20 protein-coding genes are annotated in these 22,586 nt (G+C 62.0%); 10 read left to right on the top strand and 10 right to left on the bottom strand.

Translation table 11 applies throughout. The features are described from left to right. Positions 1-80 precede the first annotated feature (80 nt). The 6 genes from BMY52_RS14105 to BMY52_RS14080 all read right to left on the bottom strand — a co-directional run bounded on the left by BMY52_RS14105 (position 81) and on the right by BMY52_RS14080 (position 7,896). Positions 81-2,894 (bottom strand): Ig-like domain-containing protein, encoded by a 2,814-nt coding sequence (locus BMY52_RS14105; protein ID WP_090255507.1) that lies wholly within the window; start codon positions 2,892-2,894, stop codon positions 81-83. Positions 2,895-2,967: 73 nt separating this feature from the next. Beyond that, positions 2,968-5,094, bottom strand: coding sequence for a type IV pilus secretin PilQ (locus BMY52_RS14100; RefSeq protein WP_090255505.1), 2,127 nt, complete (start codon positions 5,092-5,094; stop codon positions 2,968-2,970). Between the two features lie 19 nt (positions 5,095-5,113). Further along, a complete protein-coding gene (locus BMY52_RS14095) occupies positions 5,114-5,662 on the bottom strand; it encodes a pilus assembly protein PilP (RefSeq protein WP_090255502.1) in 549 nt (182 codons plus the stop codon). Beyond that, positions 5,655-6,266, bottom strand: a complete 612-nt coding sequence (locus tag BMY52_RS14090) for a type IV pilus inner membrane component PilO (RefSeq protein WP_090255500.1) — start codon at positions 6,264-6,266, stop codon at positions 5,655-5,657. The genes BMY52_RS14095 and BMY52_RS14090 overlap by 8 nt, the downstream gene beginning before the upstream one ends. Continuing rightward, complete coding sequence (locus tag BMY52_RS14085; protein WP_090255498.1) at positions 6,263-6,835, bottom strand: PilN domain-containing protein; 573 nt, start codon at positions 6,833-6,835, stop codon at positions 6,263-6,265. Before BMY52_RS14085 ends, BMY52_RS14090 begins: the two co-directional genes overlap by 4 nt. Continuing rightward, on the bottom strand, positions 6,835-7,896 hold the full coding sequence (locus BMY52_RS14080) for a pilus assembly protein PilM (protein WP_090255495.1): 1,062 nt from the start codon (positions 7,894-7,896) through the stop codon (positions 6,835-6,837). The genes BMY52_RS14085 and BMY52_RS14080 overlap by 1 nt, the downstream gene beginning before the upstream one ends. Positions 7,897-8,083: 187 nt before the next feature. On the opposite strand from BMY52_RS14080, the gene BMY52_RS14075 reads away from it, so the two are divergent. Both BMY52_RS14075 and BMY52_RS14070 read left to right on the top strand, forming a co-directional pair. Then, a complete protein-coding gene (locus tag BMY52_RS14075; protein WP_090255494.1) occupies positions 8,084-10,522 on the top strand; it encodes a penicillin-binding protein 1A in 2,439 nt (812 codons plus the stop codon). 170 nt (positions 10,523-10,692) lie between these two features. After that, a complete protein-coding gene (locus BMY52_RS14070) occupies positions 10,693-11,286 on the top strand; it encodes a hypothetical protein (protein ID WP_090255492.1) in 594 nt (197 codons plus the stop codon). 277 nt (positions 11,287-11,563) lie between these two features. On the opposite strand, the gene hemE is transcribed toward BMY52_RS14070, so the two are convergent. The 3 genes from hemE to rpsU form a co-directional block, all read right to left on the bottom strand. After that, positions 11,564-12,628 (bottom strand): uroporphyrinogen decarboxylase, encoded by a 1,065-nt coding sequence (gene hemE / locus BMY52_RS14065; RefSeq protein ID WP_090255490.1) that lies wholly within the window; start codon positions 12,626-12,628, stop codon positions 11,564-11,566. A gap of 299 nt (positions 12,629-12,927) precedes the next feature. Then, complete coding sequence (locus BMY52_RS14060) at positions 12,928-13,383, bottom strand: GatB/YqeY domain-containing protein (protein ID WP_090255488.1); 456 nt, start codon at positions 13,381-13,383, stop codon at positions 12,928-12,930. 161 nt (positions 13,384-13,544) lie between these two features. Then, positions 13,545-13,760, bottom strand: a complete 216-nt coding sequence (rpsU, locus tag BMY52_RS14055) for a 30S ribosomal protein S21 (protein ID WP_025282869.1) — start codon at positions 13,758-13,760, stop codon at positions 13,545-13,547. Positions 13,761-13,917: 157 nt separating this feature from the next. Here rpsU and tsaD point away from each other — a divergent pair, with 157 nt between their 5' ends. Beyond that, on the top strand, positions 13,918-14,925 hold the full coding sequence (gene tsaD, locus BMY52_RS14050) for a tRNA (adenosine(37)-N6)-threonylcarbamoyltransferase complex transferase subunit TsaD (protein ID WP_090255522.1): 1,008 nt from the start codon (positions 13,918-13,920) through the stop codon (positions 14,923-14,925). Between the two features lie 160 nt (positions 14,926-15,085). Here tsaD and plsY read toward each other — a convergent pair whose 3' ends face one another. Beyond that, the gene (gene plsY / locus BMY52_RS14045) at positions 15,086-15,682 is read right to left on the bottom strand and encodes a glycerol-3-phosphate 1-O-acyltransferase PlsY (RefSeq protein WP_090255486.1); all 597 of its coding nucleotides are present in this window, start codon (positions 15,680-15,682) and stop codon (positions 15,086-15,088) included. A gap of 162 nt (positions 15,683-15,844) precedes the next feature. Here plsY and bioH point away from each other — a divergent pair, with 162 nt between their 5' ends. The 7 genes from bioH to ccoG all read left to right on the top strand — a co-directional run bounded on the left by bioH (position 15,845) and on the right by ccoG (position 22,529). Then, positions 15,845-16,609, top strand: a complete 765-nt coding sequence (gene bioH, locus BMY52_RS14040) for a pimeloyl-ACP methyl ester esterase BioH (protein WP_090255483.1) — start codon at positions 15,845-15,847, stop codon at positions 16,607-16,609. Next, positions 16,602-17,462 (top strand): malonyl-ACP O-methyltransferase BioC, encoded by an 861-nt coding sequence (bioC, locus tag BMY52_RS14035; protein WP_090255481.1) that lies wholly within the window; start codon positions 16,602-16,604, stop codon positions 17,460-17,462. Before bioH ends, bioC begins: the two co-directional genes overlap by 8 nt. A gap of 264 nt (positions 17,463-17,726) precedes the next feature. After that, positions 17,727-19,220: a cytochrome-c oxidase, cbb3-type subunit I gene (gene ccoN / locus BMY52_RS14030; protein WP_090255479.1), complete on the top strand. Its 1,494-nt coding sequence runs from the start codon at positions 17,727-17,729 to the stop codon at positions 19,218-19,220. Positions 19,221-19,246: 26 nt separating this feature from the next. Beyond that, positions 19,247-19,981, top strand: coding sequence for a cytochrome-c oxidase, cbb3-type subunit II (ccoO, locus tag BMY52_RS14025; protein WP_090255520.1), 735 nt, complete (start codon positions 19,247-19,249; stop codon positions 19,979-19,981). Positions 19,982-19,993: 12 nt separating this feature from the next. Beyond that, entirely contained in the window at positions 19,994-20,197 is a 204-nt protein-coding gene (locus tag BMY52_RS14020; protein ID WP_090255478.1) for a cbb3-type cytochrome oxidase subunit 3, read from the top strand. Continuing rightward, complete coding sequence (ccoP, locus tag BMY52_RS14015; protein ID WP_090255476.1) at positions 20,194-21,129, top strand: cytochrome-c oxidase, cbb3-type subunit III; 936 nt, start codon at positions 20,194-20,196, stop codon at positions 21,127-21,129. Before BMY52_RS14020 ends, ccoP begins: the two co-directional genes overlap by 4 nt. 5 nt (positions 21,130-21,134) lie before the next feature. After that, complete coding sequence (gene ccoG / locus BMY52_RS14010) at positions 21,135-22,529, top strand: cytochrome c oxidase accessory protein CcoG (RefSeq protein ID WP_090255474.1); 1,395 nt, start codon at positions 21,135-21,137, stop codon at positions 22,527-22,529. Positions 22,530-22,586 lie beyond the last annotated feature (57 nt).

Raw genomic sequence — 22,586 nt, 5'->3', positions numbered from 1 at the left:
GCCTGCCCGATCAAGAAGCTCGAGCAGGCCAGTTGTTGAAGTGGATTATTACACAACGATGTTCATCATCGACTTATTTCTTAGCTATCGTCAGCGCAGGTAGCTGACTGCCCAAAGGGGCTGGGATTTCCTGGGGGATTCGAGGAATCAGGGTCAACATCTTCTGCGAAGATCGGCAGCTTGAAGTAAATGGTTTCAGTCGACTCACTCCCTTCTACTGTCGCTCTTGCACGCAGTTCTACATCCACCCACTGAGCAAATTGTTGGAAGTAAACTACGTCAAAGTCGGCGAAACCGCTGCTATCAGTTGTCAGTTCTCGCATGGAGAGAGTGACTATATTGCCCGGGTCCAAGAGATCATTATTATTGGAATCTTCGCCGGGATCCAGGATGCCATCCCGATTGACATCTTCATTGGCACATGGTCCCGCCGTCGTTACCTGTTCCCAGGGAAGCGTGGGAGAAGGCTTTTGCCAGAATCCCTTGAAGTATTGGGTGGGCCAGATCTCTACGGTGACCTCGGCGTTGGGTACTGGCCCACCGGAAACATCTGTCACCAATACACCGTAGGGCTTGGCGTAACGAACCGAGTCTCGCTTTTCCATGACATTGCCAGTGCCGAGTGTAATGAAGAGGGATTTTTCGGCAGTCGTGAGTTTTACCTCCTCTTCCACGCTGGGCTTATCGTCAACCCAAGCGCGAATTACGATGCCATCTTGCTGACTCGGACTGTTACCCGCAGTGTAAGTCGTTGCTGCGCGACCAAAGGCGTCGGTTATAGCGGCAGCAGGTGAGAGCGAGCCGCCCGTGACGTCTGTCAAATTGAAGCGAATCAATTTGTTCTTCACAAGATTGCCAGCGGGATCTCGAATGATCGCTATGATCTCACTTTGTTCCGCGTCCTGATTATCGGGGTTCGTGCCGAGTACTGCGGGGCTTGCTTGTAGCATCATTTTCTCAGCTTCTGCAGCTACAAACAGGATTTCAGACGTGGCCTCAGGTCCATTGTTGGCATTTGCGGTGATGATTGAGGGGCCGGCTGTGGTGGAATCTATTTCGATTGTTGCTTCACCGTCTGCATCGGTCAGTACTTCCCCACTAGCTGGGTTAAAATTGCCTCGCGTAGCGGTGAAACGCACAGTTTGCCCATTAACTGGAGTGCCGGCGCTTTCCCACAACACGCGAATTTCCTGGGGAGTGCCCAATTCCACTTCTGCATCGGTATCCGGTTTGATGAATGCAAGGGTATCGGTAGAGACATTGAAGGTGAATTCCGAGGTGGTGCCAGCACCAGATACGGTAATAGTATCTTGTCCCCCCTGCTGGGCTGTCACGTTGACAATGGCTTGACCGTTAATGTTGGTCGTTGGAGATGGATTATCGATGCTGTTATCCCGGCTCGAGGACACAGCGAGCTCTTCATTAGGCACTCGGCGGTTTGCAGAATCTCTTAACGTAATTGTCAGAGTGAGGGTGTCACCCAGTATCATCGATGAGCTCGACCCTGCTATTGATAGTGTGGTTCCACTGATTTGAACCTGTGTATTGCCTACTCGGCCATCAGCGGTAGCGGAGGCAGTTACCGTGCGGTTAGCACGATTGTCTAATGTGTTTAGTGTTGCCTGAGCAGTACCTGTCTCGTCGGTAATATCGCGAATAACCTGAATTGCAGTTTCGCTATCGGCGGAGAACTGCACGGGAACGTCTTTCATGAGCACATTGTTGGCGTCCCTTATAAAGGCAGTCAAGGTGATGGGGCTGTCAGCAGAAGATGGCAGCTGAGGCGTCGTGCTAAGCAATGTGACGCTGTAGACGCTTGAGTCCGTTTCTTTGGCTGGCTGGGGTAGCGTGAGGGCTGCATCCCATTCGGCTGAGCCTGATATCTCAATGGTATAGTCTCCGGCTTCAAGAAATTGTGCCCAATATAAATCATCTGTGCCGGAGGCGATGGAAAGGGTGTGCACAATATTTCCATTGCTGTCCCGGATTGACGCGTTTAAAATGCCGTTGCCCTGCTGTTGAATCTCTAAAAAAATGGTTCCATTTTCTCGCACACTAAACGTCTCGGTGCCTTCTTTTGTTCCTGAGAAGAAGATTTGGGCTGGGGGATCGAAAGTTTCGTCAGTAACTTGAATCCGAGTGATGGCTGTTTGCTCCCCGGCGGTAGCTCTCACGGTAACAAATCGGTCTGTATTTTGATTGAGATTGATTATCTTGGCTTCGGCTATGCCTGATGCATTGGTTGTGGCGTGGATAATCTCAATGGCAACATCATCATCAGAGGAAGAGAATTGCACGGATGCACCTTCAATAACTGTATTGTTAGCATCCCGTGCTAGAGCGGTGAGAGTGACAGGTACTGTGCCAGATGAGTCCATCTGCTGAGCGCTACTCCTAAGTGAAAGCTGTTTAACAACCGGTGACGGTATGTCAGTACCCACATCCGGTGTGCCTTGACTTGGCGGGGTTATGATAATGCTCCAGTCACCCCCGGCTTCGATATCTAAAAGGTATGAGCCTGCATCGAGGTTTGCGACGCGCCTTACATCTACGTCACCACTATTTATAAGGAGCGACTGGAGTTGTTCGGCCTCCAAATTAAGAATGTCGACGAAAAACACACCAGTGCCAGTGTGTTGAAGGTCAAAATATACTGGCCCATCCTGCTGGGTTGAAAACTCCAGCACATCATCTCCAGAACCTTCAAGCGTAATAGGTGTAGCAGGTTGGCCTGGATTAGTTTGTTTGGTTTTAAGGTCGTCGTCATCAGGGACAAATCCGTCGTCGTCACCACCTCCGCAGGCGCTAACCGCCAAGATGAAGGTCAGTGAGATAAGCCCAAATAAAAGTCTGTGTATCAACGAAAGTTCTTTCATGTTTTTGAGCCCTTTCATCAGGGGGCGTCCTTTTATGGATTGTGTGGCCTGGCTGTTTCCAAGGGATGGCCTTTGTTCATCGGTGCCAGTCTTACTCATTCACCACCGCCTCTTCCACAATCTTGGGCGTTACAAACACCAGCAGTTCGGCCTTGGTTTCTTCGCGTGAGCGTTGCTTGAACAGGTTGCCGAGGATGGGCAGGTCACCCAGGAACGGGGTCTTGGTCAACTGCTCCAGGGTGCTGATCTCGTAGATACCCCCCAGCACCACGGTTTCGCCGTTGCGCACGAACACCTGGGTTTGCACCTCGCGGGTTTCGATGGAGGGGGTGCCAAGCACTTCTCGTGAGCCGGGATTGTCGCGGTTGACCTTGATGTTCAGGATGATGTTGCCGTTGGGTGTGATCTGCGGGGTGACTTCCGTGGAGAGTACGGCATCCACAAATTGCACGCTGGTGGCGCCGGAGGCGGTGGCTTCCTGGTAGGGGATGCTTTCGCCCTGCTTGATGATGGCGGTCTGGCCATTGGCGGTGATCACCCGTGGCGTGGAGATGATTTCGCCCCGACCTTCCACCTGGAGGGCGGTGAGTTCCAGGTCCAGCAGTACATCGGGACGCAGGATGGATACGCCAATACTGCCGGCACCGGAGTCGGTCACCGGGAGGTTGACGTTAAGGCGATCGGTGATGTCGGGGATGTTCCCGGCGAGGGCATCGGCAGCGCCGGAGAGGTTGGCGCTGGTACCGATTTGAGTGCGCCCCGTGCGATCGCGACCGGTAACGCCGAAGCGTACACCCAGGTCACGGGCGAAGTCATCGGTGGCCACCACGATGCGTGTTTCGATCAACACCTGCTGAACGGGCACATCCAGATTGGTGATGAGGCCGCGGATCTCCTGCAGTTTGGACGCGGTGTCCTGCACCAGCAGGGTGTTGGTGCGTGAATCCACCTTGATGCTGCCTCGCTCGGACAGGAAACTGATCCCATCGCTTTCGATGATATTCGCCACATCCTCCGCCCTTGCATAATTCACCTGAATGAACTCGGCTCGCAGGGGGGCCAGCTCGGCCGTTTGCTGTTGGGCTTCCATCTGCTGCCGCTCCCGCGCGGCAATCTCATCCGCCGGGGCCACGTACAGCACGTTGCCGCTCTCGCGCATGTCCAGGCCGCGGGTTTGCAGGATGATGTCCAGGGCCTGGTCCCAGGGCACGTTGCGCAGGCGCAGGGTGATGTTGCCGCCCACGGTGTCGCTGACCACCACGTTCAGGTCGGTGAAGTCGGCGATGAGCTGCAGCACGGAGCGCACTTCGATGTCCTGGAAATTCAGCGACAGGCGCTCGCCGGTGTACTGGAAGCGCTCCCGCTCCAGGGCCTCGCGTTCCTCGCGGGTGAGGGGTTTGACCTCCAGGGTGAACTGTTCGTCGGTCTGGTAGGAGAGGGCGTCGTATTCGCCCTGGGCGGCCACGGTGATGCGCACCCGGTCGCTCTCGCCCACGGCGTCGATGGTTTGCACCGGGGTGGCGAAGTCGGTGACGTCCAGGCGGCGCTCCAGTGCTTCCGGCAGGGCGGTGCGGGCAAAATTCAGTTCGATGCGGCCGTCGCGTTCGCGCACATCCACAGGGGTGTGCGGGTCGGTGAGCTGGATGATCACACGGCCTTCGCCATCGGGGCCGCGTCGGAAGTCCACGTTGGACACTTCCCGGTCGTCCGCGCCGGCGGTACGCCGTTGTTCGTCGCTGATGGGCATGGGGCGCGAGGGGGCGGCGGCCTGGGTGGGGCCGGGGGTGAGGGTGAGCACCAGGTTGTTGCCGTCCATGCGGGTGTCGAAGCGCATCATGCGCACCAGGTTGAAGACCACACGGGTGCGGTTGCGGGCCTCCACGGTGTCCACCGACTGGGTGAGGCCCACGTTGATCTCCTGGCGCCGCTCGCGCACGGCAGAGCGGGTGTTGGGGAAGTCCAGGGCCAGGCGGGCCGGGTTGTCGATGGTGAAGCTCTCCGGGGCGGGTGGCGGCTCGGAGAAGCGCATGATCACCTGCAGGCGGTCACCGGGCAGGGTGTTGTACACAATCTCCTGGAGCGCTCGGTCGGGGCTGGCGGCGGCCGCGTGCCCCCACAGGATGAGCAGGCACAGGACCAGAAAGGCCGTGATGCGCCGGTGGAGAGTCCCGGCGCCGGAAATCCGGGGCGTGGAGCGTCGCTGGGTCGCCAGTGTCATGGGGTGTGTCCTCGTTACCTTATTCTGTGAGCGCGACGGAGCCTTCCCGCTCCTGATAGCCGCCGAAGCCGTCGGGCACGATCTCGGTGATCTCGATGCGCGTGTCCGTGATCTGGTCGATGCGCCCGTGGTTCTGGCCCATGTAGTTGCCTTCCTTCACCCGCTGGATATTGCGTTCAGGGGTGCGGATCAGGGCCCATTGCACCTCGTCCTGCTCCATGGTGCCGACCATGCGCAGGCTGTCCAGGGGGAATTGTTCCAGGAATTCCGGGGGGCGGTTCGGGTCGATGGTCACATCGCTTTCCGGGCCCACATCCTCGGTCACCCGGGTGGCGATCACGGATGAATCGAAGGGATCGCGCTCGTGACCGGGGTAGGTGAAGGTCTCCTGCGGGGGGATTTCCGGGATGGGTTCGATTTCCCCGCCGGGGCGCTGCTTGATGCGCTCCGCGTAGCGTTCCAGGTCGGAGAGGTCGCCGCCGCAGCCGACCATCAACAGGGCGGCTGCCAGGGCGGCTGCCAGGGCGGCGATGAGGCGACCGGGCGCAGAGTGTGTGGGATCAGTCATCGACATCATCCAGGTACCGGTAGGTCTTGGCGGTGGCTTCCATGGTCAGCCGTGAGGTCTCCCCGTCCGGGCGCAGCGTGATGTCGTGGAGGGTGACGATCCGGGGCAGGGCGGCGACACCACTGGTGAACTCGGCCACCTGTTCGTAATCGCCCTTCATGCGCAGCCGGATGGGTTTTTCGGCATAAAAGCCGCGGCGGCGCTCATTCTCGGGGCGGAACAGGTCGATTTCCAGGCCGGCGGAGAGGCCGGTCTGGGAGACGTCCACCAGGAGGTTGGGGATTTCGGTGCGGCTGGGCAGTTGCCGCAGCATGGTGCCGAAGCTGCGTTGCATCTCTTCCAGCTGGGCCTTGTAGTCGTCCAGCAGGGCGGCGCGGCGCTGGCGGGTCTCGAACTGTTGGCGCAGTTGGTTTTCCTGGGCCTGGGTCCGTTCCAGGCGTTCCAACTGGCTCTTGGTGTCGAACCAGTAGCCAACGCCGAGGATGGCGGCGGCCAGGATCACCAGCAGGAAGATGCGCACCGCCAGGGGGGCGCTGCCGACGGTTTTCAGGTCGACGTTATTGAGTTCGTTGAGGTCCTTGAGGTCCAGGCTGCCCAGTTTCATTGCGAGGCCTCCTCGTCATTGTCCGTGTTCGGGTCACGCTGACTCACGGTGAGGCGGAAGTCGCTCAGGCGCACGCCGTCCTGGTCGCGGGTTTCGATCACCTGCAGCACCGGTTCGTTGAACCAAGGGGAGCCTTCCAGGTTACGCATGAAGGCGGACACGCGGGCGTTGGATTCGGCCCGGCCGGTGATCTCCAGGGCCATCTCGCGCTGGGTCATGCCGGTGAGGTAGGTGCCCTGGGGCAGGGTGTTGACCAGTTCGTCGAACAGGCGCACGGCCAGGGGGCGGCTGGCCTGGAGTTCCTGGATGATTTCCATGCGATCGAGCAGGGCCTGGCGGGTGGATTCCAGGTCCCGGATTTCGCGGATCTGGCGGTCCAGGATGCGGATCTCGTTCTGCAGGAAGCTGTTGCGCTGTTCCTGGGCCTGAATCTGGGTGTTGATGGCCACATGGGTGAGGAAGACGACGATCAGGCAACCCAGGCCCACCAAGGCGGCGAGGACGGTGAATTCCTTTTGCTGCTCCTTGCGCCGTTGCTCGCGCCAGGGGAGTAGGTTGATGTGGGACATCAGTCGAAGCTCCTCAAGGCGAGCCCGGCGGCGATCATGAGGGCGGGGGCGTCGTTGCCCAGGCGTTGCGGATTGATGCGGGTGTGCAGCGCCATGCGGCCGAAGGGGTTGGCGATGCTGGTGGGGGTGTTCAGCCGGCTCTCAATGAGTTCGTCCACGCCGGGGATGGCCGCGCAACCGCCGGCCAGGATGACCTGCGAGACCTGATCATGGGGGCTGGCGGCAAAGAAGAATTGCAGGAAGCGGTTTACCTGCTGTGCCATGGTCTCCTTGAAGGGCTCGAGGATTTCGGGCACGTAATTGTCGGGCAGGCCGCCTTCTTTCTTGGCCTGACCGGCCTCTTCGTAGGAGAGGCCGTAGCGGCGCATGATCTCCTCGGTGTGTTGCTTGCCCCCGAAGGACTGCTCGCGGGTGTAAATCAGGTGGTTGTGCAAAAAGATGTTGATGGAGGTCATGGTGGCGCCCACGTCCACCACGGCCACGGGGAGCTCCGTGTCCAGGTCGGGAAGCTGTTCGGTGACCAGCGGGTAACTGTGCTCGATGGCGTAGGCTTCCACGTCCATGACCTTGGGGGTGAGGCCGCCGATCTCGGCGGCGGCCACGCGCATGTCCACGTTCTCCCGGCGGGAGGCGGAAAGCAGCACCTCAACGGTCTCGGGATTCTTGGGGGTGGGGCCGACCACCTCGAAGTCCAGGTTCACTTCTTCCAGGGCGTAGGGGATGTACTGATCGGCCTCGATCTGGATCTGACCTTCCAGCTCGTCCGGTTTGAGGTTGGCCGGCATGTTGATGGTTTTGGTGATCACGGCGGAGGAGGGCACGGCCAGCGCGCAGAAGCGCGTCTTGCTGCCGGTGCGCTTGTAGGCCTTGCGGATGGCTTCGCCTACGGCCTCCACTTCCTGTATGTTCTTTTCCACCACCGCGCTGCCGGGAAGTGGTTCCACGGCGTAGGCTTCCACCCGGAGCTTGCCGGGAGAGCCCGCCAGTTCCACCAGTTTGACGGAGGTGGAGCTGATGTCGATGCCTATCAGCGCGGGGGTTTTGCGGCCGAGTCCTAACACGGTAACCCCTTATCTCATTGCGGCTCGAGGGTTGGGTAGCTTATATTTTTTACCAAATACTAGTCCCAACTCCCGGTAATTACTACCGTAGTCTTCTGCAAAACAGGCCCCCTGTCGGTAAGTGCCCGAGGGGCGGTGGTTTTAGGCGGATGACCTGCCGTCCGATTCCAAATGACGGACTTTTTTGATGAAATTTTTCCTTGTATCCCTGCGTGTTCTTGTTTCCGCCGCCCTGGCTGCGCTCACCCTGGGGGTGGTTGCGGTGGTGGGCGCCTATCTTTATGTGGCACCCCAGATGCCGGAGGTGGACACGCTGCGGGAGGTGCACTTGCAGGTGCCGCTGCGGGTGTTCACCCGCGATGGCGAGCTGATGGCCGAATACGGCGAACAACGCCGCGAGCCAGTGACAGTGGAAGAGGTGCCGGAGCTCATGCGCCTGGCCTTTCTGGCGGCCGAGGATGAGCGTTTCGAGGTGCATCCGGGCGTGGATGTCGTCGGGCTCACCCGGGCGGCGGTGAATCTGGTCACCACCGGCGAAAAGACGCAGGGTGGCAGTACCATCACCATGCAGGTGGCGCGCAATTTTTTCCTCGAGCGGGACAAGACCTATACGCGCAAGATCACGGAGATCTTCCTGGCCATGCGCATTGAGCGGGAGTTGTCCAAGGATGAAATCCTTCAGCTTTACCTGAACAAGATCTATCTGGGGCAGCGTGCTTACGGCGTGGGGGCCGCGGCGCATGTTTACTACGGCGTGGGTCTGGATGGGCTCACGCTACCGCAAATCGCGATGATCGCGGGCCTGCCGCAGGCGCCTTCCGCCGCCAATCCCATCAGCAATCCGCGTCGGGCCATGGCACGACGCAACTATGTGCTGGGGCGCATGCATGAGCTGGGCTTTATCTCCAGTGAGGATTACGAGGCTGCCCGGGAGGCGCCGATTACCGCCCTGCTGCACTCGGCCGAGGTGGAGGTGAGCGCCGGGCATGTGGCCGAGATGGTGCGCATGGAGATGGTGGCCCGTTATGGGGAATCGGCCTATACCGAGGGGTACCGGGTCTATACCACCGTGGACCGGGCCATGCAGGAGCAGGCCAATCTGGCCCTGCGGCAGGGGCTGATGGCCTATGACCAACGTCATGGTTACCGGGGGCCGGAGGCCCAGGTGGATCTGGATGATCACGCGGATGAGGCGGCCCGGGATCGCCTGCTGGCCGGGCACCCCCGTGCCGGCGGTGGGCTCTGGGCGGGTTTGGTCACTGAGGTGAGTGACCAGGCCGCCACGGTATACATGGGGCAGGGTGAGGCGATCGAGCTGGATCTGGCGGCCATGGAATGGGCTCGCCCCTACAGGGATGCTTCGCGAGTGGGCAACCCGCCGCAGCGGGTCTCGGATGTGGTGAGCCCGGGGGATGTGATCCGGGTGATGCGGGGCGATGAGGGTGGGGGCTGGGTCCTGGCCCAGGTGCCGGCGGTGGAGGGGTCCATCGTGGCCCTGGATCCAGAGGATGGGGCGGTGCGTGCTCTGGTGGGTGGGTACGATTTCTATCGCAGCAATTTCAATCGGGTGATGCGGGCCGAGCGTCAGCCGGGGTCAGCCTTCAAGCCATTCATTTATTCAGCGGGTCTGGCTCATGGCTTTTCACCGGCCTCGATATTCAATGATGCGCCGGTGGTGGTGGAGGATCTGTCCCTGGAGGGGGATTGGCGACCGCGGAACTACAGTGGCCGTTTCTATGGGCCTACCCGGTTGCGGGAGGCCCTGGCCCACTCCCGCAATCTGGTGTCCATTCGCTTGCTGGATGAGGTGGGTGTGGAGCCCACGCTGGCGTTCATTGAGCGCTTCGGTTTTGACCGTTCACGGCATCCGTCGGGGTTATCCCTGGCGCTGGGTAGTGGGTCGGTGACGCCGCTGGAGCTGACCCGGGGCTATGCGGTGTTTGCCAATGGCGGGTATCGAGTGGATCCGTGGTTTCTGGACCGGATAGAAGGCCCGTATGGGGAGGTGGTGTATCGTACGGTACCGCGCCGGGTGTGCTCGCCGCCTTGTCAGGTGCCGGCGCACCCGGATGGCGACTTGGTGGCGGTGGAGGGGGCCGCCCTGGATGGGTCGGCTCCCGATGCGCCTCGGTTCGTGCCGGCCGAGCGCACGCTGCCGGCCACCAATGCCTATCAGATGGTGAGTATGCTGCAGGAGGTGATCGCCAGCGGCACCGGTCGCCGGGCCAAGGCCCTGGGTCGGGATGATCTGGCGGGCAAGACAGGTACCACCAATGACCTGCGGGATGCCTGGTTCAGTGGCTTCAATGGGGACCTGGTGGCGTCGGTATGGGTGGGGTTTGATGACTATTCCACCTTGGGTCGTCGGGAGACGGGAGGTTCGTTGGCCCTGCCGGTGTGGGTGGATTTCATGGGCAAGGCCCTGGAAGGGCGCCCGGAGCGCCTGCCGAAGGAACCGCGGGGCATGGTCACGGTACGGATCGACGCGGAGACAGGAAAGCGGGTGACCCATCGCACGCAGCAGGCGATCTTTGAAACCTTCACCCAGGATCAGTTGCCTGATCTGGGGGCGGATGAGCGTTCCGGGCCGAGTCGGGGCGATGTGACGCCGGATCAGATTTTTTGAGGTGGGTTGTGGGTGGGTGCCCGCCGCTTTCCCCTCATCCCCGGCCCTTCTCCCCTGGGGGGAGAAGGGAGGGAGTAAAGGGGGCTGTCCCCTTGTCAGGACCCCTCTCCCGCTGGCGGGAGAGGGGTTGGGGTGAGGGCCTGTTCTTCACCGAATCCAGGAGGCCTTCCATGTCCATCAATGACGTCCGTGTACGGCAGATGATCGCCGAAGAGGCTGCGCGCATCATCCTGGATGAGGGTGTGGTGGATTACCGTCTGGCCAAGCGCAAGGCAGCCGATCGGCTGGGGGCGGGTCAAACCCGCAACCTGCCGCGCAACACCGAGATCGAGGAAGCGGTGTTTGAGCGTCAGCGGTTATTCGAGGATGACGAATCCCGGCAGCGGCTCACGCACCTGCGGCGGATGGCGGTGCAGGCCATGCAATTGCTGGAGCCATTCAACCCGCGTCTGGTGGGTCCGGTGCTGGCGGGGATCGTGAATGGGCGGGATGAGCTCACGCTGCATGTGTTCGCCGACAGCGTGGAGGAGGTGATCTTCTATCTGCAGGATCGGGGGGTGACCTGGCGCAGTGACGAGCGGCGTTTGCGGGGCGCGCAGGGGCATGTGTTTTACCCGTGTATCGAGTTTGGTGCCGAGGGGGTGGATGTGGATGCGGTGGTGTTCCCGGTGGATGGCATCCGACAGCCGCCACCGAGCCCGGTGGATGGGCGTCCCATGCGGCGGGCAGGGGTGAGGGAGGTGGAGCGGTTGCTAACGGAGTAGGGGCTCCACACCTGTAGGGGCGCTTCGAGAAGCGCCCGGCCGGAGCTTGCGGTGCCCCTCGGTGCGGTTTTGGGGCTGGTGGCTAGATCGGGGCCGCCGCGCGGGTCGTTCGCGAACGACCCGTACGGGGTCGTGGTTTGCGAATAATCCGTACGGGGTCGTGGTTTGTGGACGACCCTTGGTGGTTTGGGAGGGGCTCCACACCCGTAGGGGCGCTTCGAGAAGCGCCCGGCCGGAGCTTGCGGTGCCCCTGCCCCAAACGTTCAACCATCAAGCCTCAGTCGTGGTACTTCCGACCTTCCTCATGCACCGTTTCCACCATGGCGGCAACATGCTCGGGATTGATCTTCGGATGGATGCCGTGGCCCAGGTTGAACACGTGGCCGCTGCCCTTGCCGAAGCCGGCCAGGATCTTCTTGGTCTCTTCCCGGACCTTTTCGGGGGAGGCATACAGCACGGACGGGTCCATGTTGCCCTGCAAGGCCACGCGGTCGCCGACGCGCTGGCGGGCTTCGTTGATTTCCACTGTCCAATCCAGGCCCAGGGCGTCGCAGCCGGTGTCGGCCATGTCTTCCAGCCACTGGGCGCCGCCCTTGGTGAACAGCACCACGGGCACGCGGCGGCCGTCGGCTTCGCGGGTCAGGCCGTCGACGATGCGCTGCATGTACTGCAGGGAGAACTTGCGATAGTTCTCGGGGCTGAGGGCGCCGCCCCAGGTATCGAAGACCATCACGGCCTGGGCGCCAGCGGCAATCTGGGCGTTCAGGTAGGCGATGACGGTGTCGGCCAGCACGCCCAGCAGGTGGTGCAGGGTGTCCGGGTCATCGAACATCATGCCCTTGAGGAGGGCGAAGTCCTTGGAGGAGCTGCCTTCCACCATGTAGGTGGCCAGGGTCCAGGGGCTGCCGGAGAAGCCGATGAGCGGCACGCGACCGTCCAGTTCCTTGCGGATCAGGCGTACGGCGTCCATCACATAGCGCAGCTTGTCTTCCGGGTCGGGCACGCCCAGGGCGCGGATGGCCTTGGCGTCCTGCACCGGGCGCTCGAAGCGCGGGCCTTCGCCCTCAGCGAAGTACAGGCCCAGCCCCATGGCGTCGGGGATGGTGAGGATGTCGGAGAACAGGATGGCGGCATCCAGGGGGAAGCGATCCAGCGGCTGCATGGTGACTTCGCAGGCCAGCTCCGGGTTTTGGCACAGGTCCATGAAGCTACCGGCGCGGGCGCGGGTTTCGCGGTATTCCGGCAGGTACCGGCCAGCCTGGCGCATGATCCAGACGGGGGTGGTGTCCACCGGTTGGCGCATCAGGGCCCGGAGGAAGCGATCGTTTTTCAGTTGGCTCATGAGTTCTCAGTGCAGTGGGGTTAAACCTCCGATTATACGAAGGGTTGGCTGCATGAGTATATGGATGCGGGGTGGAATGACGATCTGGGTCAAGCGGGGTGGTTTCCGGCCCTCACCCCAACCCCTCTCCCGCCTGCGGGAGAGGGGCGTAATCACGCCTTCGTGGGTGGCCAATTCTTGTCCCCTCTCCCTCGGCGGGAGAGGGGCTATGAAAGGGGGCTGCCCCCTTTGTTGGGGGTATGCTCCCTTCTCCCCTTTGGGGAGAAGGGTTGGGGATGAGGGGGCGGAGGGCAGGTTGCTCAGGACAATCTTGCCTTCACCAGTCCACTCACGGCCCCCATGTCCGCACGCCCCTGCAGCTTGGGCTTGAGCACCCCCATCACCTTGCCCATGTCGCGCGGGGATTCGGCGCCGGTCTCGGAGATGGCGGCCTCGATGTGGTCGCGGATCTCGTCTTCGGAGAGTTGTTGGGGCAGGTAGGCCTGGATGATCTCCAGTTCGGCCTGTTCCTTGGCGGCCAGGTCTTCCCGGTTGGCGTTCTGGTACTGGCTGATGGATTCGCGGCGCTGCTTCACCATCTTGTCCAGCGCGGCCAGAATCTGGGTGTCGTCCAGGTCGCTGCGGGTGTCCACTTCCAGTTGCTTGATGGCGGCCTGCATGAGTCGCAGGGTGCCCAGGCGGGCCTTGTCGCCGCTGCGCATGGCAGCCTTGGTGTCTTCGTTGAGGCGGGTCTTGAGGGGGGCGGTTTGGGTCATGGGTGTCGGTTACCGGGGCCGGTGCTCGACCTGCCCGCCGGTTGGCGACCGCACGACCGGGGATAGGGTCAGAGGCAAGGCCCTATGAGGGATGCATTGACCGGGTCATGGAACCCCGCCCCCGTGACTGGGGGGCGGGGTTGGAATCTGTGCGGATGGCCTTAGTACAGGCGCTCGCGACGACCAATTTCCTTGGATAGACGCTTCATCTGACGCTTGACCGCGGCAGCAGCCTTGCGCTTGCGCACTTCGGTCGGCTTTTCGTAAAACTCGCGGCGACGGACTTCCGTCAGCACACCGGCCTTTTCGCAGGTGCGCTTGAAGCGGCGCAGGGCCACCTCGAAGGGTTCGTTCTCTTTTACTCGTACATGAGGCATAGGGTCACATTACCGTTGTTCGGTTCCAGAATCGGGTTCAGGGCAAAGCCTCTCCACCTCCGGCGGAGAATCCAGCATTATAGTGGCCTTCCCGTCAAAATCCAAAGCCTTGAACCATAAAATGATGTTATCCGACGAATCCGCCCCCGCCCGGGACCTGTGCGTGCTGGGCATCGAGACCTCCTGCGACGAGACGGGGGTGGCCTTGTTCCATACCCGTCGGGGCCTTTTGGCCCACGCGCTGCACAGCCAGGTGGCCATGCACGCCGAGTATGGCGGCGTGGTGCCGGAGCTGGCCTCGCGGGATCATGTGCAGCGGGTGCTGCCGTTGCTGCGTCAGGTGATGGACGAGGCGGGAGTGAGTGCATCCGACGTGGACGGGGTGGCCTACACCGCCGGTCCGGGGCTGTTGGGGGCGCTGCTGGTGGGGGCCTCGGTGGGGCGCAGTCTGGCCTGGGCCTGGGGCGTGCCGGCGGTGGGGGTGCATCACATGGAGGGGCATCTGCTGGCGCCGTTGCTGGAGGAGCCGGCGCCTGAGTTCCCGTTTGTGGCGTTGCTGGTGTCCGGTGGGCATACCATGCTGGTGGATGTGCAGGCGGTGGGTCGGTATCGCATCCTGGGGGAGAGCCTGGATGATGCCGCCGGCGAGGCCTTCGACAAGACGGCCAAGCTGCTGGGCCTGGGCTACCCCGGCGGCCCGGCACTGGCGCGGCTGGCCGAGCAGGGGGATGCGGGGCGGTTCCGGTTTCCGCGCCCCATGACGGATCGGCCGGGGCTGGATTTCAGTTTTTCGGGGCTGAAGACGCATGCCTTGACCACGCTACGGGATACGCCCCCGGATGATGCCCTGGCGGCAGATGTGTCCCGGGCCTTCGAGGATGCGGTGGTGGACACGCTGATGATCAAGTGTCGGCGGGCATTGCGGGAGACGGGTGCGGGTCGTCTGGTGGTGGCCGGCGGCGTGGGTGCCAACCGACGGCTGCGCACGGCATTGGCATCGATGGCCGAGGCCGAAGGCGGGGCGGTGTTCTATCCGCGCATCGAGTTCTGCACCGATAATGGTGCCATGATCGCCCTGGCCGGGGCGCTGCGACTGGCGGCGGGGGAGTCGGCCGGGCTGGAGATCGAGGCCCGGGCAAGGTGGTCGATCGAGGCGTTGGGCTAAAAATGGGGACAGACCCCTTTTCCTGTAAAAAAGGGGACAGACCCCTTTTCCGGTTGGCATGGTGCCGCCGTTCGTTAAAAAGGGGACAGACACCTTTTCCGCGCGCCAGCGGCGCGCTCAGAAAAGGTGTCTGTCCCCTTTTTAACGGTTCGCCCCCTTTCTAGCGTCCTTTAGCACCAATCTTCGGCTCTGTCCCTGCCAGGATCCGCTGAATATTGCCCCAATGACGCCAGTACAGCAGGATCATCATCACGCAGCCGGTCATGGTGAGCCAGAAGTCACCCAGAGTGAGGGCGATCCAGATGGGGGTCAGGGTGGCGGCCACCAGGGCGCCCATGGAGGAGATGCGGCTGATGCCGGCGGCGAGCAGCCAGGTGACCAGGGCGGCGACGCCCACTGCCCAGTGCAGACCCAGCAGGACACCCAGTCCGGTGGCCACGCCCTTGCCGCCCTTGAAGCCGTGGTAGGCGGGGAATAGATGTCCGAGGAAGGCGGCCAGGGCCACCAGTGCCAGTGCAAGGCCCGATAGTTCGAATGCTTGAGCAATCAGTACCGGCAACAACCCCTTGAGCAGATCGCCCACGAGGGTGATGATGGCCGCCTTTTTGCCGCCGGAGCGCAGTACGTTGGTGGCGCCGGGGTTGCCCGAGCCTTGAGTGCGCGGGTCGGGCAGGCCCAGGAGCTTGCAGGTGATGATGGCAGTGGAGAGGGAGCCGATCAGGTAGGCGGCGATGATCAGGATAATCTGGACGATCATGATGAAGCGGTATCCTTGCGGCCGGGATCCGGTGGGCAATCTGAGTGTGGGGGGATCATAGTGCGAACGGGGGTGTGTAAAAAGGGGACAGACCCCTTTTCCGCGCGCTGCGGCGCGCTTGAAAAGGGGTCTGTCCCCTTTTTACACACATAGATCGCTGATATGAAAAAGAAATTGATGTTGATCCATGGCTGGGGCCTCAACGCAGGCGTTTGGGACGACTTGATCCCGGCGTTGCGGGATGAGGCGAGGGTGCTGGCGGTCGATTTGCCCGGGCATGGGCGGCTGGCCGGGGAGGGGGGGCTGGGAGAACTGGATGATGCGGCCGATCGGCTGGTGGACACGTCGAGCATCCCTCAGGCGGATTCTCCCGAGTCCGATGCCCTGACCCTCGTCGGCTGGTCCCTGGGTGCCCTGGTGGCCATTCGCGCCGCGACGCGGCACCCCGGTCGTGTGGGAAAGGTGATCCTGGTGGCCGGTACACCGCGCTTTGTTCAGGGGCCTGACTGGCCCCATGCCATGCGCGTGCCGGTGCTGGATGCCTTTGCCCAGGGGTTGGCAGCCAACTATCGCACCACGCTGAACCGCTTTCTGGCCTTGCAGTTTCATGGCCTGGATAATGCTCAGGATACCTTGCGTGGACTGCGCGCCCGGTTGCTGGACAGCCCGCCGGCGGAGCAGGCCCTGCATGAGGGGCTGGTGTGGTTGCGTCATCTGGATCTGCGCGATGAACTGGCGGCCCTGGATTGCCCGGTGCATGCCATCCTGGGCGAATATGACACCCTGGTGCCGCCGGGCGTGGGTGAGTCGCTGCGAGCTTTGCGGCCCGACATGAAGACCCCGGTGATCGAGCGGGCCGGGCATGCGCCGTTCCTGTCCCGACCTGATGCTTTTGAAGAGACCCTGCGGAGCCTTTTGCATGACTGATGCTTCCTCCTATCGCCTGGACAAACGGCGGGTGCGTGCCACCTTTGACCAGGCGGCGGCCTCGTATGATGAGGCGGCGGTGTTGCAACGGGAGGTGTGTTCGCGGCTACTGGAGCGTTTGCAGTGGGTGAAGCTGGATCCGGCACGCGTGCTGGATGCCGGGGCGGGCACCGGGCAGGGGGCACGCGGCCTGCGACGGATGTACCGGGGTGGCCGGGTGGTGGCCCTGGATCTGTCGCCTGCCATGCTGCGGGCCACGGCCAGGGGGGCGGGTTGGTGGCGCAAGCCGGGGTTGGTCTGTGCCGATGTGGAATCGCTGCCCTTTGCCGAGGCCAGCTTTGATCTGATCTTTTCCAGCCTGACGGTGCAGTGGTGCAATGATCTGGACCGGGCGCTGGCGGAGTTCCGGCGGGTTTTGGCGCCCCAGGGGCTGTTGATGTTCACCACCTTGGGGCCGGATACCCTGGTGGAGTTGCGCCGCGCCTGGGAGGCGGTGGACGGTTGTGCCCATGTGAATGCCTTCATGGATATGCACGATATCGGCGATGCCCTGGTGCGGGCCGGTTTTGCCGATCCGGTGATGGATGTGGAGAGGATGACGGTGACGTATCCGGATGTGCGGGGGTTGATGCGGGATCTGAAGGCGATCGGGGCGACCAACGCCTTGTCCGGGCGGGGCAGGGGGTTGACATCGCCGGGGCGGTTGCGGGCGCTGGAGACGGCTTATGAGGAATATCGGCAGGAGGGGCTTTTGCCGGCCAGTTATGAGGTGGTGTTCGGGCACGCCTGGGTGCCGGATGCGCCAGCACCGAGTGGGCTGCCGGAGGGGGTGATTCCGATTCAGGCGGGGTGAGGTGGGTGCCCGCCGCTTCCCCCTCATCCCCGGCCCTTCTCCCCGGGGGGAGAAGGGAGCTGGAACTCAGGTAAAAAGGGGTCTGTCCCCTTTTTACATGTCCCCTTTTTACCCATTAACAGACGTTCTGCCCCCATCAATTCCCCTTGTTCGCATAAATCAATTCCTTGAATTAGAGTCAGGCTTTAGCGGCGGCCTTGATCGGTCGCAATTTTCCACGGAAAGGTCTATACCTTTTCCAAGGGAATCATAAGAGACCAGATCATGGCCCAGTCCAGTACCGCAGACGCAGGCCGGTCGAGTGCGCCGGTTGCCCCCTCCGAGCAGTACAACTACGCCATCGTCAAGAAGTTTGCCATCATGTCCATTGTCTGGGGCGTGCTGGGCATGGGCGTGGGGGTGTATATCGCCTCACAGTTGGCGTTTCCCTTCCTCAACTTCGATATTGCCCAGATCAGCTTCGGTCGCTTCCGGCCGGTGCATACCACCCTTGTGATCTTCGGATTTGGTGGTAACGCCCTGTTTGCCACCTCCTACTATGTGGTGCAGCGCACCTGCCAGACGCGGCTCTTCGGCTCGCGGCTGGCGGAGTTCACTTTCTGGGGGTGGAACCTGGCGGTGTTCCTGGGCGCGATCACCTACATGATGGGCTTTACCCAGGGCCGGGAGTATGCCGAGTTCACCTGGCAGATCGATATCCTCATCACTGTGGTGTGGGTGGCCTATTTCCTGGTCTACCTGATGACCCTGCTGCGCCGCACCCAGCCGCATATCTATGTGGCCAACTGGTTCTTCATGGCCTTCATCCTGGCCACGGCCCTCCTGCACATCTTCAATAACCTGGCGGTGCCGGTGAGCCTGTTCAGTCTGGAATCCTATGCCCTGTTCTCCGGGGTTCAGGATGCCATGACCCAGTGGTGGTACGGCCATAATGCCGTGGGCTTCTTCCTGACCGCCGCGTTCCTGGGGATGATGTATTACTTCGTGCCCAAGCAGGCGGGAAGGCCCATCTATTCGTACCGGCTGTCCATTGTGCATTTCTGGGCCCTGGTGTTTCTGTACATGTGGGTGGGGGCGCACCACCTGCACTGGACGGCCCTGCCGGACTGGGTGACCACCCTGTCGGCCACCTTCTCCATCCTGCTGCTGCTGCCCTCCTGGGGTGGCATGATCAATGGTGTGATGACCCTCTCCGGGGCGTGGGACAAGCTGCGCACCGACCCGATCATGCTGTTCATGATCACCTCCCTGTCCTTCTACGGCATGGCCACCTTCGAGGGGCCGATGATGTCCCTCAAGAGCGTGAATGCGCTGTCGCATTACACCGACTGGACGGTGGGCCACGTGCATTCCGGGGCCCTGGGCTGGGTGGCCATGATCACCTTCGGCTCCCTGTATCACCTGATCCCGAGGCTGTGGGACACCCAGCTCTACAGCATCCGTATGGTGTATGTGCACTTCTTCCTGGCCACCATCGGCATCGTGCTGTACATCACGGCCATGTGGGTGGCGGGGATCGGACAGGGGCTCATGCTGCGGGCCTTTGATGAGTTCGGCAACCTGTCCTACACCTTCATCGAGACGGTGGTGTTCCTGCATCAGCCCTACGTGGTGCGGGCCCTGGGTGGCGGGTTGTTCCTGGCCGGGATGTTGCTGATGGCCTTTAACATCTACAAGACCGTCATGCCCGTGTACCGCGCCCAGAAGGCAGCGGAGGCGCAAGTGGCCGGCGGCACCGAAGCCTCGGCCAGGGCCTGATCAGGGAGCCATGAGCAGCCATGAAGATGAAGCATGAAACCATCGAGACCAATGCCGGCCTGCTGGTCATCCTTACCCTGGTCGTGATCAGTATCGGCGGGCTGGTGGAAATCGTTCCCCTGTTCTACATCAACGATACGGTGGAAGAGGTGGATGGGGTGCGCCCCTACACGCCGCTGGAACAGCGGGGGCGGGACATCTATGTGCGCGAGGGGTGTTACAACTGCCATTCGCAGATGGTGCGCCCCTTTCGGGACGAGATGCTGCGCTACGGGCATTATTCCCTGGCGGCCGAGTCCATGTATGACCATCCCTTCCAGTGGGGGTCCAAACGCACCGGTCCGGACCTGGCCCGGGTGGGCGGCAAATATTCCAACGAGTGGCATGTGCGCCACCTGATCGAGCCCAAGTCGGTGGTGCCCGAGTCCATCATGCCGGGGTATCCATGGCTGGCCCGTCGAGGCCTGGCTTATGACGATATCGAGCAGCGCATGCGCTCATTGCGTCAGGTGGGCGTGCCGTATTCCGTCAACGAGGAGGAGTACCAGGCCAACGTGGAGCGCTTTGGTGAACAGACAGCGCGCATGTTGCACATCGATGATGCCCGGGAAAATCTGGAAGCCCAGGCGCGTCGTGGCAATTTTGATGGCGATCCGTCGCGCATCACCGAGATGGATGCGGTGGTGGCCTACCTGCAGATGCTGGGTACGCTGGTGGATTTCAGTGAGTACGACGAGGGTTACTTCGTCGAGTTTCGATGACGGGGTGTTGAGATGGCGGAGCTCTGGCTTTGGATCACGGATCTGGGCAACAGCAAGATCGTGGCGTTGCTGCTGTTTTTCGGCACCTTCGTGGGCATCATCATTTATCTGTTTTCCAGTCGCAGCCGTTCGGAGCGTCTCGAGTCCTATCGCTACATACCGTTTGACGATGAGAAGTCCGAAGCGCGCGACGAAGATAGGAAGGACCGGTCATGAGCGAATCCGGACAAAGACCTGAAGACGCCTCCGGCCAGGAGGTGAAGACCACAGGTCACACCTGGGATGGGGATCTGTGCGAGTACGACAACCCGCTGCCCCGATGGTGGCTGTGGGGCTTCTACGCCACGGTGATCTTCTCCCTGATCTACTGGCTGCTCTATCCCGCCTGGCCGGTGGCCGATACCTTCACCAAGGGGCTGAGCAGGGTGACCTTCGAAGTGGACGGTGAGGAGCGCAGCACCCACTGGAACAGCCGTGCCCTGCTGGTGCGCGAGATGCAAAACAGCGATGCCGCACAGCGTCAGCAGGAGTTCTTGCGGGTGATTGACGACAGCACCCTGGATGACGTGCTCGGCAATACCGACAAGCTGGCCTTTGTGAACTCCTATGGCCAGGGGATGTTCGGTGACTTCTGCGCTGCCTGCCATCAGACTGGCGGCGCAGGGCTCATGGGGGTCTATCCCAACCTGGCGGATGATAACTGGCACTGGGGCGGTGAGGTGGAAACCATCGCCGGAACCATCACTCAAGGTCGGTTGGGTTACATGCCCGATTTTCGGGATGCGCTGGACGCACAGCAACGGGACGCCGTGGCGGCCTATGTGCTGAGCCTGGCGGGTTACGAAGGGGATGCTGAACGGATTGCCCGGGGAGAGGAAATCTTCCAGGGCCGCGAAGGGGGCTGTTATACCTGTCATCGACCTGATGGCACGGGTTTGCGATCGCAAGGGGCCCCGGATCTCACCAACGATATCTGGTCGAATATCGACGTGGCAGGCGCCGAAGATGACGCCGCCCGTCGCGCCTTGATCAGCCAGTTGGTACATGATGGTGTGCAGCGGGAGATGCCGGCCTTTGGTGATCGTCTCTCCGATGCCGAGATCAAGGTACTGGCCACTTATGTTCACCAGTTCGGGGGTGGCCAGTAGCGCACATGGCCGATAGTCAGTACCAGGCCCGGATTCCCGTCTACCCCCGGACTGTCCGGGGGCGCTTCCGCAACCTTAAATGGGGCGTGCTTGCCCTGGCCTACGGGGTGTATTTCCTGCTCCCCTGGGTGCGCTGGGATCGTCAGCATGCTGCCAATCAGGCCGTGCTGTTCGACATCCCCGGGCGGCGTTTCTACCTCTTCGACCTGTTGGTGCACCCGCAGGATATTTTCTGGCTGGCGGCGGTGCTGATCATCCTGGCCCTGCTGCTGTTCCTGGTAACCGGCATTGCCGGACGGGTGTTCTGTGGCTATTTCTGCTTTCAGACCCTGTGGACCGATGTGTTCATGCTCATCGAGCGTTGGGTGCAAGGGGATCGGGCGGCCCGGATGCGGCTGGACCGCCAGGGGGGGGGCCGGCCCCTGGTGCTCAAGGGGATCACCCATGCGCTATGGCTGGCAGTGGCCTTCGCCACCGGGCTGACTTTTACCTTGTACTGGGCCAATGCACCGGACCTGGTCGTGGCCTTCTTCACCGGTCAGGCGGCCTTTGCCGCCTATGCCACCACCGGGTTGCTCACCCTCACCACCTACCTGCTGGCCGGTTTGCTGCGTGAGCAGGTGTGCACCTACATGTGCCCGTATGCCCGCTTTCAAAGCGTGATGTTTGATCGGGATACCCTGATCGTGTCTTATGACGCCGCCCGCGGGGAGGGCACCCAGGGCCGGGCCAAACCGATGCGGGGGCTGCGCACCCGCGAGGCGCGTCAGGCCAGGGGCGTTGGCGACTGCATCGATTGTGGTTATTGCGTGCAGGTGTGCCCGGTGGGTATCGATATCCGCCACGGGCTGCAGTACCAGTGCATCCACTGTGCTCTGTGCGTGGATGCCTGCGATACGGTGATGGATGGCCTGAAATGGCCCCGGGGGCTGGTGCGCTACACTTCGGAGAATGCCCTGGAGGGTCGGCGCACGCGGTACTTCAAGCCCAAGACCCTGGGGTATGCAGCGCCCCTGGTGTTGATCATTGTATTGCTGGTGTGGGGCATCGCCCACCAGACACCCCTGGATGCCTCGGTGAGCCAGGTGCGCCAGCCCTTGTTCGTGCAGCTCTCGGATGGCTCCATTCAGAACAGCTATGAGATCAAGGTGCACAATAAGTCCCAGCAACCGGTGGTGCTGGAGCTGAGGCTGAGCGGGCTGGATGGCGCGGAGCTGGATACGGGGCGCATCGAGCGCCTCAGCCTGATGCCGGAGCAGCGCACCACGTTGCTGGCGCGGGTGCGTCAGGATGCGCCCGCGGGGGCGCCGCGGCAGCAGGATCTGATGTTCGAGCTGGTGCCGGTGGAGCCGGAGGGGATGGCGGTGGTGCGGGTGGAGTCGCAGTTTATTTTGAGGTGAGGGGCGCGTGTTTCCCCTCACCCCAACCCCTCTCCCGCCAGCGGGAGAGGGGCTATC

Origin of the sequence: Ectothiorhodospira marina (genome assembly GCF_900109495.1) — a bacterium.
GTDB classification, from domain to species: Bacteria; Pseudomonadota; Gammaproteobacteria; order Ectothiorhodospirales; family Ectothiorhodospiraceae; genus Ectothiorhodospira; species Ectothiorhodospira marina.
The sequence above is the reverse complement of the archived record's forward strand: the minus strand, read 5'-3'. Positions and strand labels throughout refer to the sequence as shown.

Coding starts and splice junctions, on each gene's coding strand:
- BMY52_RS14105 (WP_090255507.1), bottom strand. CDS start 2,894: ATGAAAGGGCTCAAAAACATGAAAGAACTTTCGTTGATACACAGACTT.
- BMY52_RS14100 (WP_090255505.1), bottom strand. CDS start 5,094: ATGACACTGGCGACCCAGCGACGCTCCACGCCCCGGATTTCCGGCGCC.
- BMY52_RS14095 (WP_090255502.1), bottom strand. CDS start 5,662: ATGACTGATCCCACACACTCTGCGCCCGGTCGCCTCATCGCCGCCCTG.
- BMY52_RS14090 (WP_090255500.1), bottom strand. CDS start 6,266: ATGAAACTGGGCAGCCTGGACCTCAAGGACCTCAACGAACTCAATAAC.
- BMY52_RS14085 (WP_090255498.1), bottom strand. CDS start 6,835: ATGTCCCACATCAACCTACTCCCCTGGCGCGAGCAACGGCGCAAGGAG.
- BMY52_RS14075 (WP_090255494.1), top strand. CDS start 8,084: ATGAAATTTTTCCTTGTATCCCTGCGTGTTCTTGTTTCCGCCGCCCTG.
- BMY52_RS14070 (WP_090255492.1), top strand. CDS start 10,693: ATGTCCATCAATGACGTCCGTGTACGGCAGATGATCGCCGAAGAGGCT.
- hemE (WP_090255490.1), bottom strand. CDS start 12,628: ATGAGCCAACTGAAAAACGATCGCTTCCTCCGGGCCCTGATGCGCCAA.
- BMY52_RS14060 (WP_090255488.1), bottom strand. CDS start 13,383: ATGACCCAAACCGCCCCCCTCAAGACCCGCCTCAACGAAGACACCAAG.
- rpsU (WP_025282869.1), bottom strand. CDS start 13,760: ATGCCTCATGTACGAGTAAAAGAGAACGAACCCTTCGAGGTGGCCCTG.
- plsY (WP_090255486.1), bottom strand. CDS start 15,682: ATGATCGTCCAGATTATCCTGATCATCGCCGCCTACCTGATCGGCTCC.
- bioH (WP_090255483.1), top strand. CDS start 15,845: ATGAAAAAGAAATTGATGTTGATCCATGGCTGGGGCCTCAACGCAGGC.
- bioC (WP_090255481.1), top strand. CDS start 16,602: ATGACTGATGCTTCCTCCTATCGCCTGGACAAACGGCGGGTGCGTGCC.
- ccoN (WP_090255479.1), top strand. CDS start 17,727: ATGGCCCAGTCCAGTACCGCAGACGCAGGCCGGTCGAGTGCGCCGGTT.
- ccoO (WP_090255520.1), top strand. CDS start 19,247: ATGAAGCATGAAACCATCGAGACCAATGCCGGCCTGCTGGTCATCCTT.
- BMY52_RS14020 (WP_090255478.1), top strand. CDS start 19,994: ATGGCGGAGCTCTGGCTTTGGATCACGGATCTGGGCAACAGCAAGATC.
- ccoP (WP_090255476.1), top strand. CDS start 20,194: ATGAGCGAATCCGGACAAAGACCTGAAGACGCCTCCGGCCAGGAGGTG.
- ccoG (WP_090255474.1), top strand. CDS start 21,135: ATGGCCGATAGTCAGTACCAGGCCCGGATTCCCGTCTACCCCCGGACT.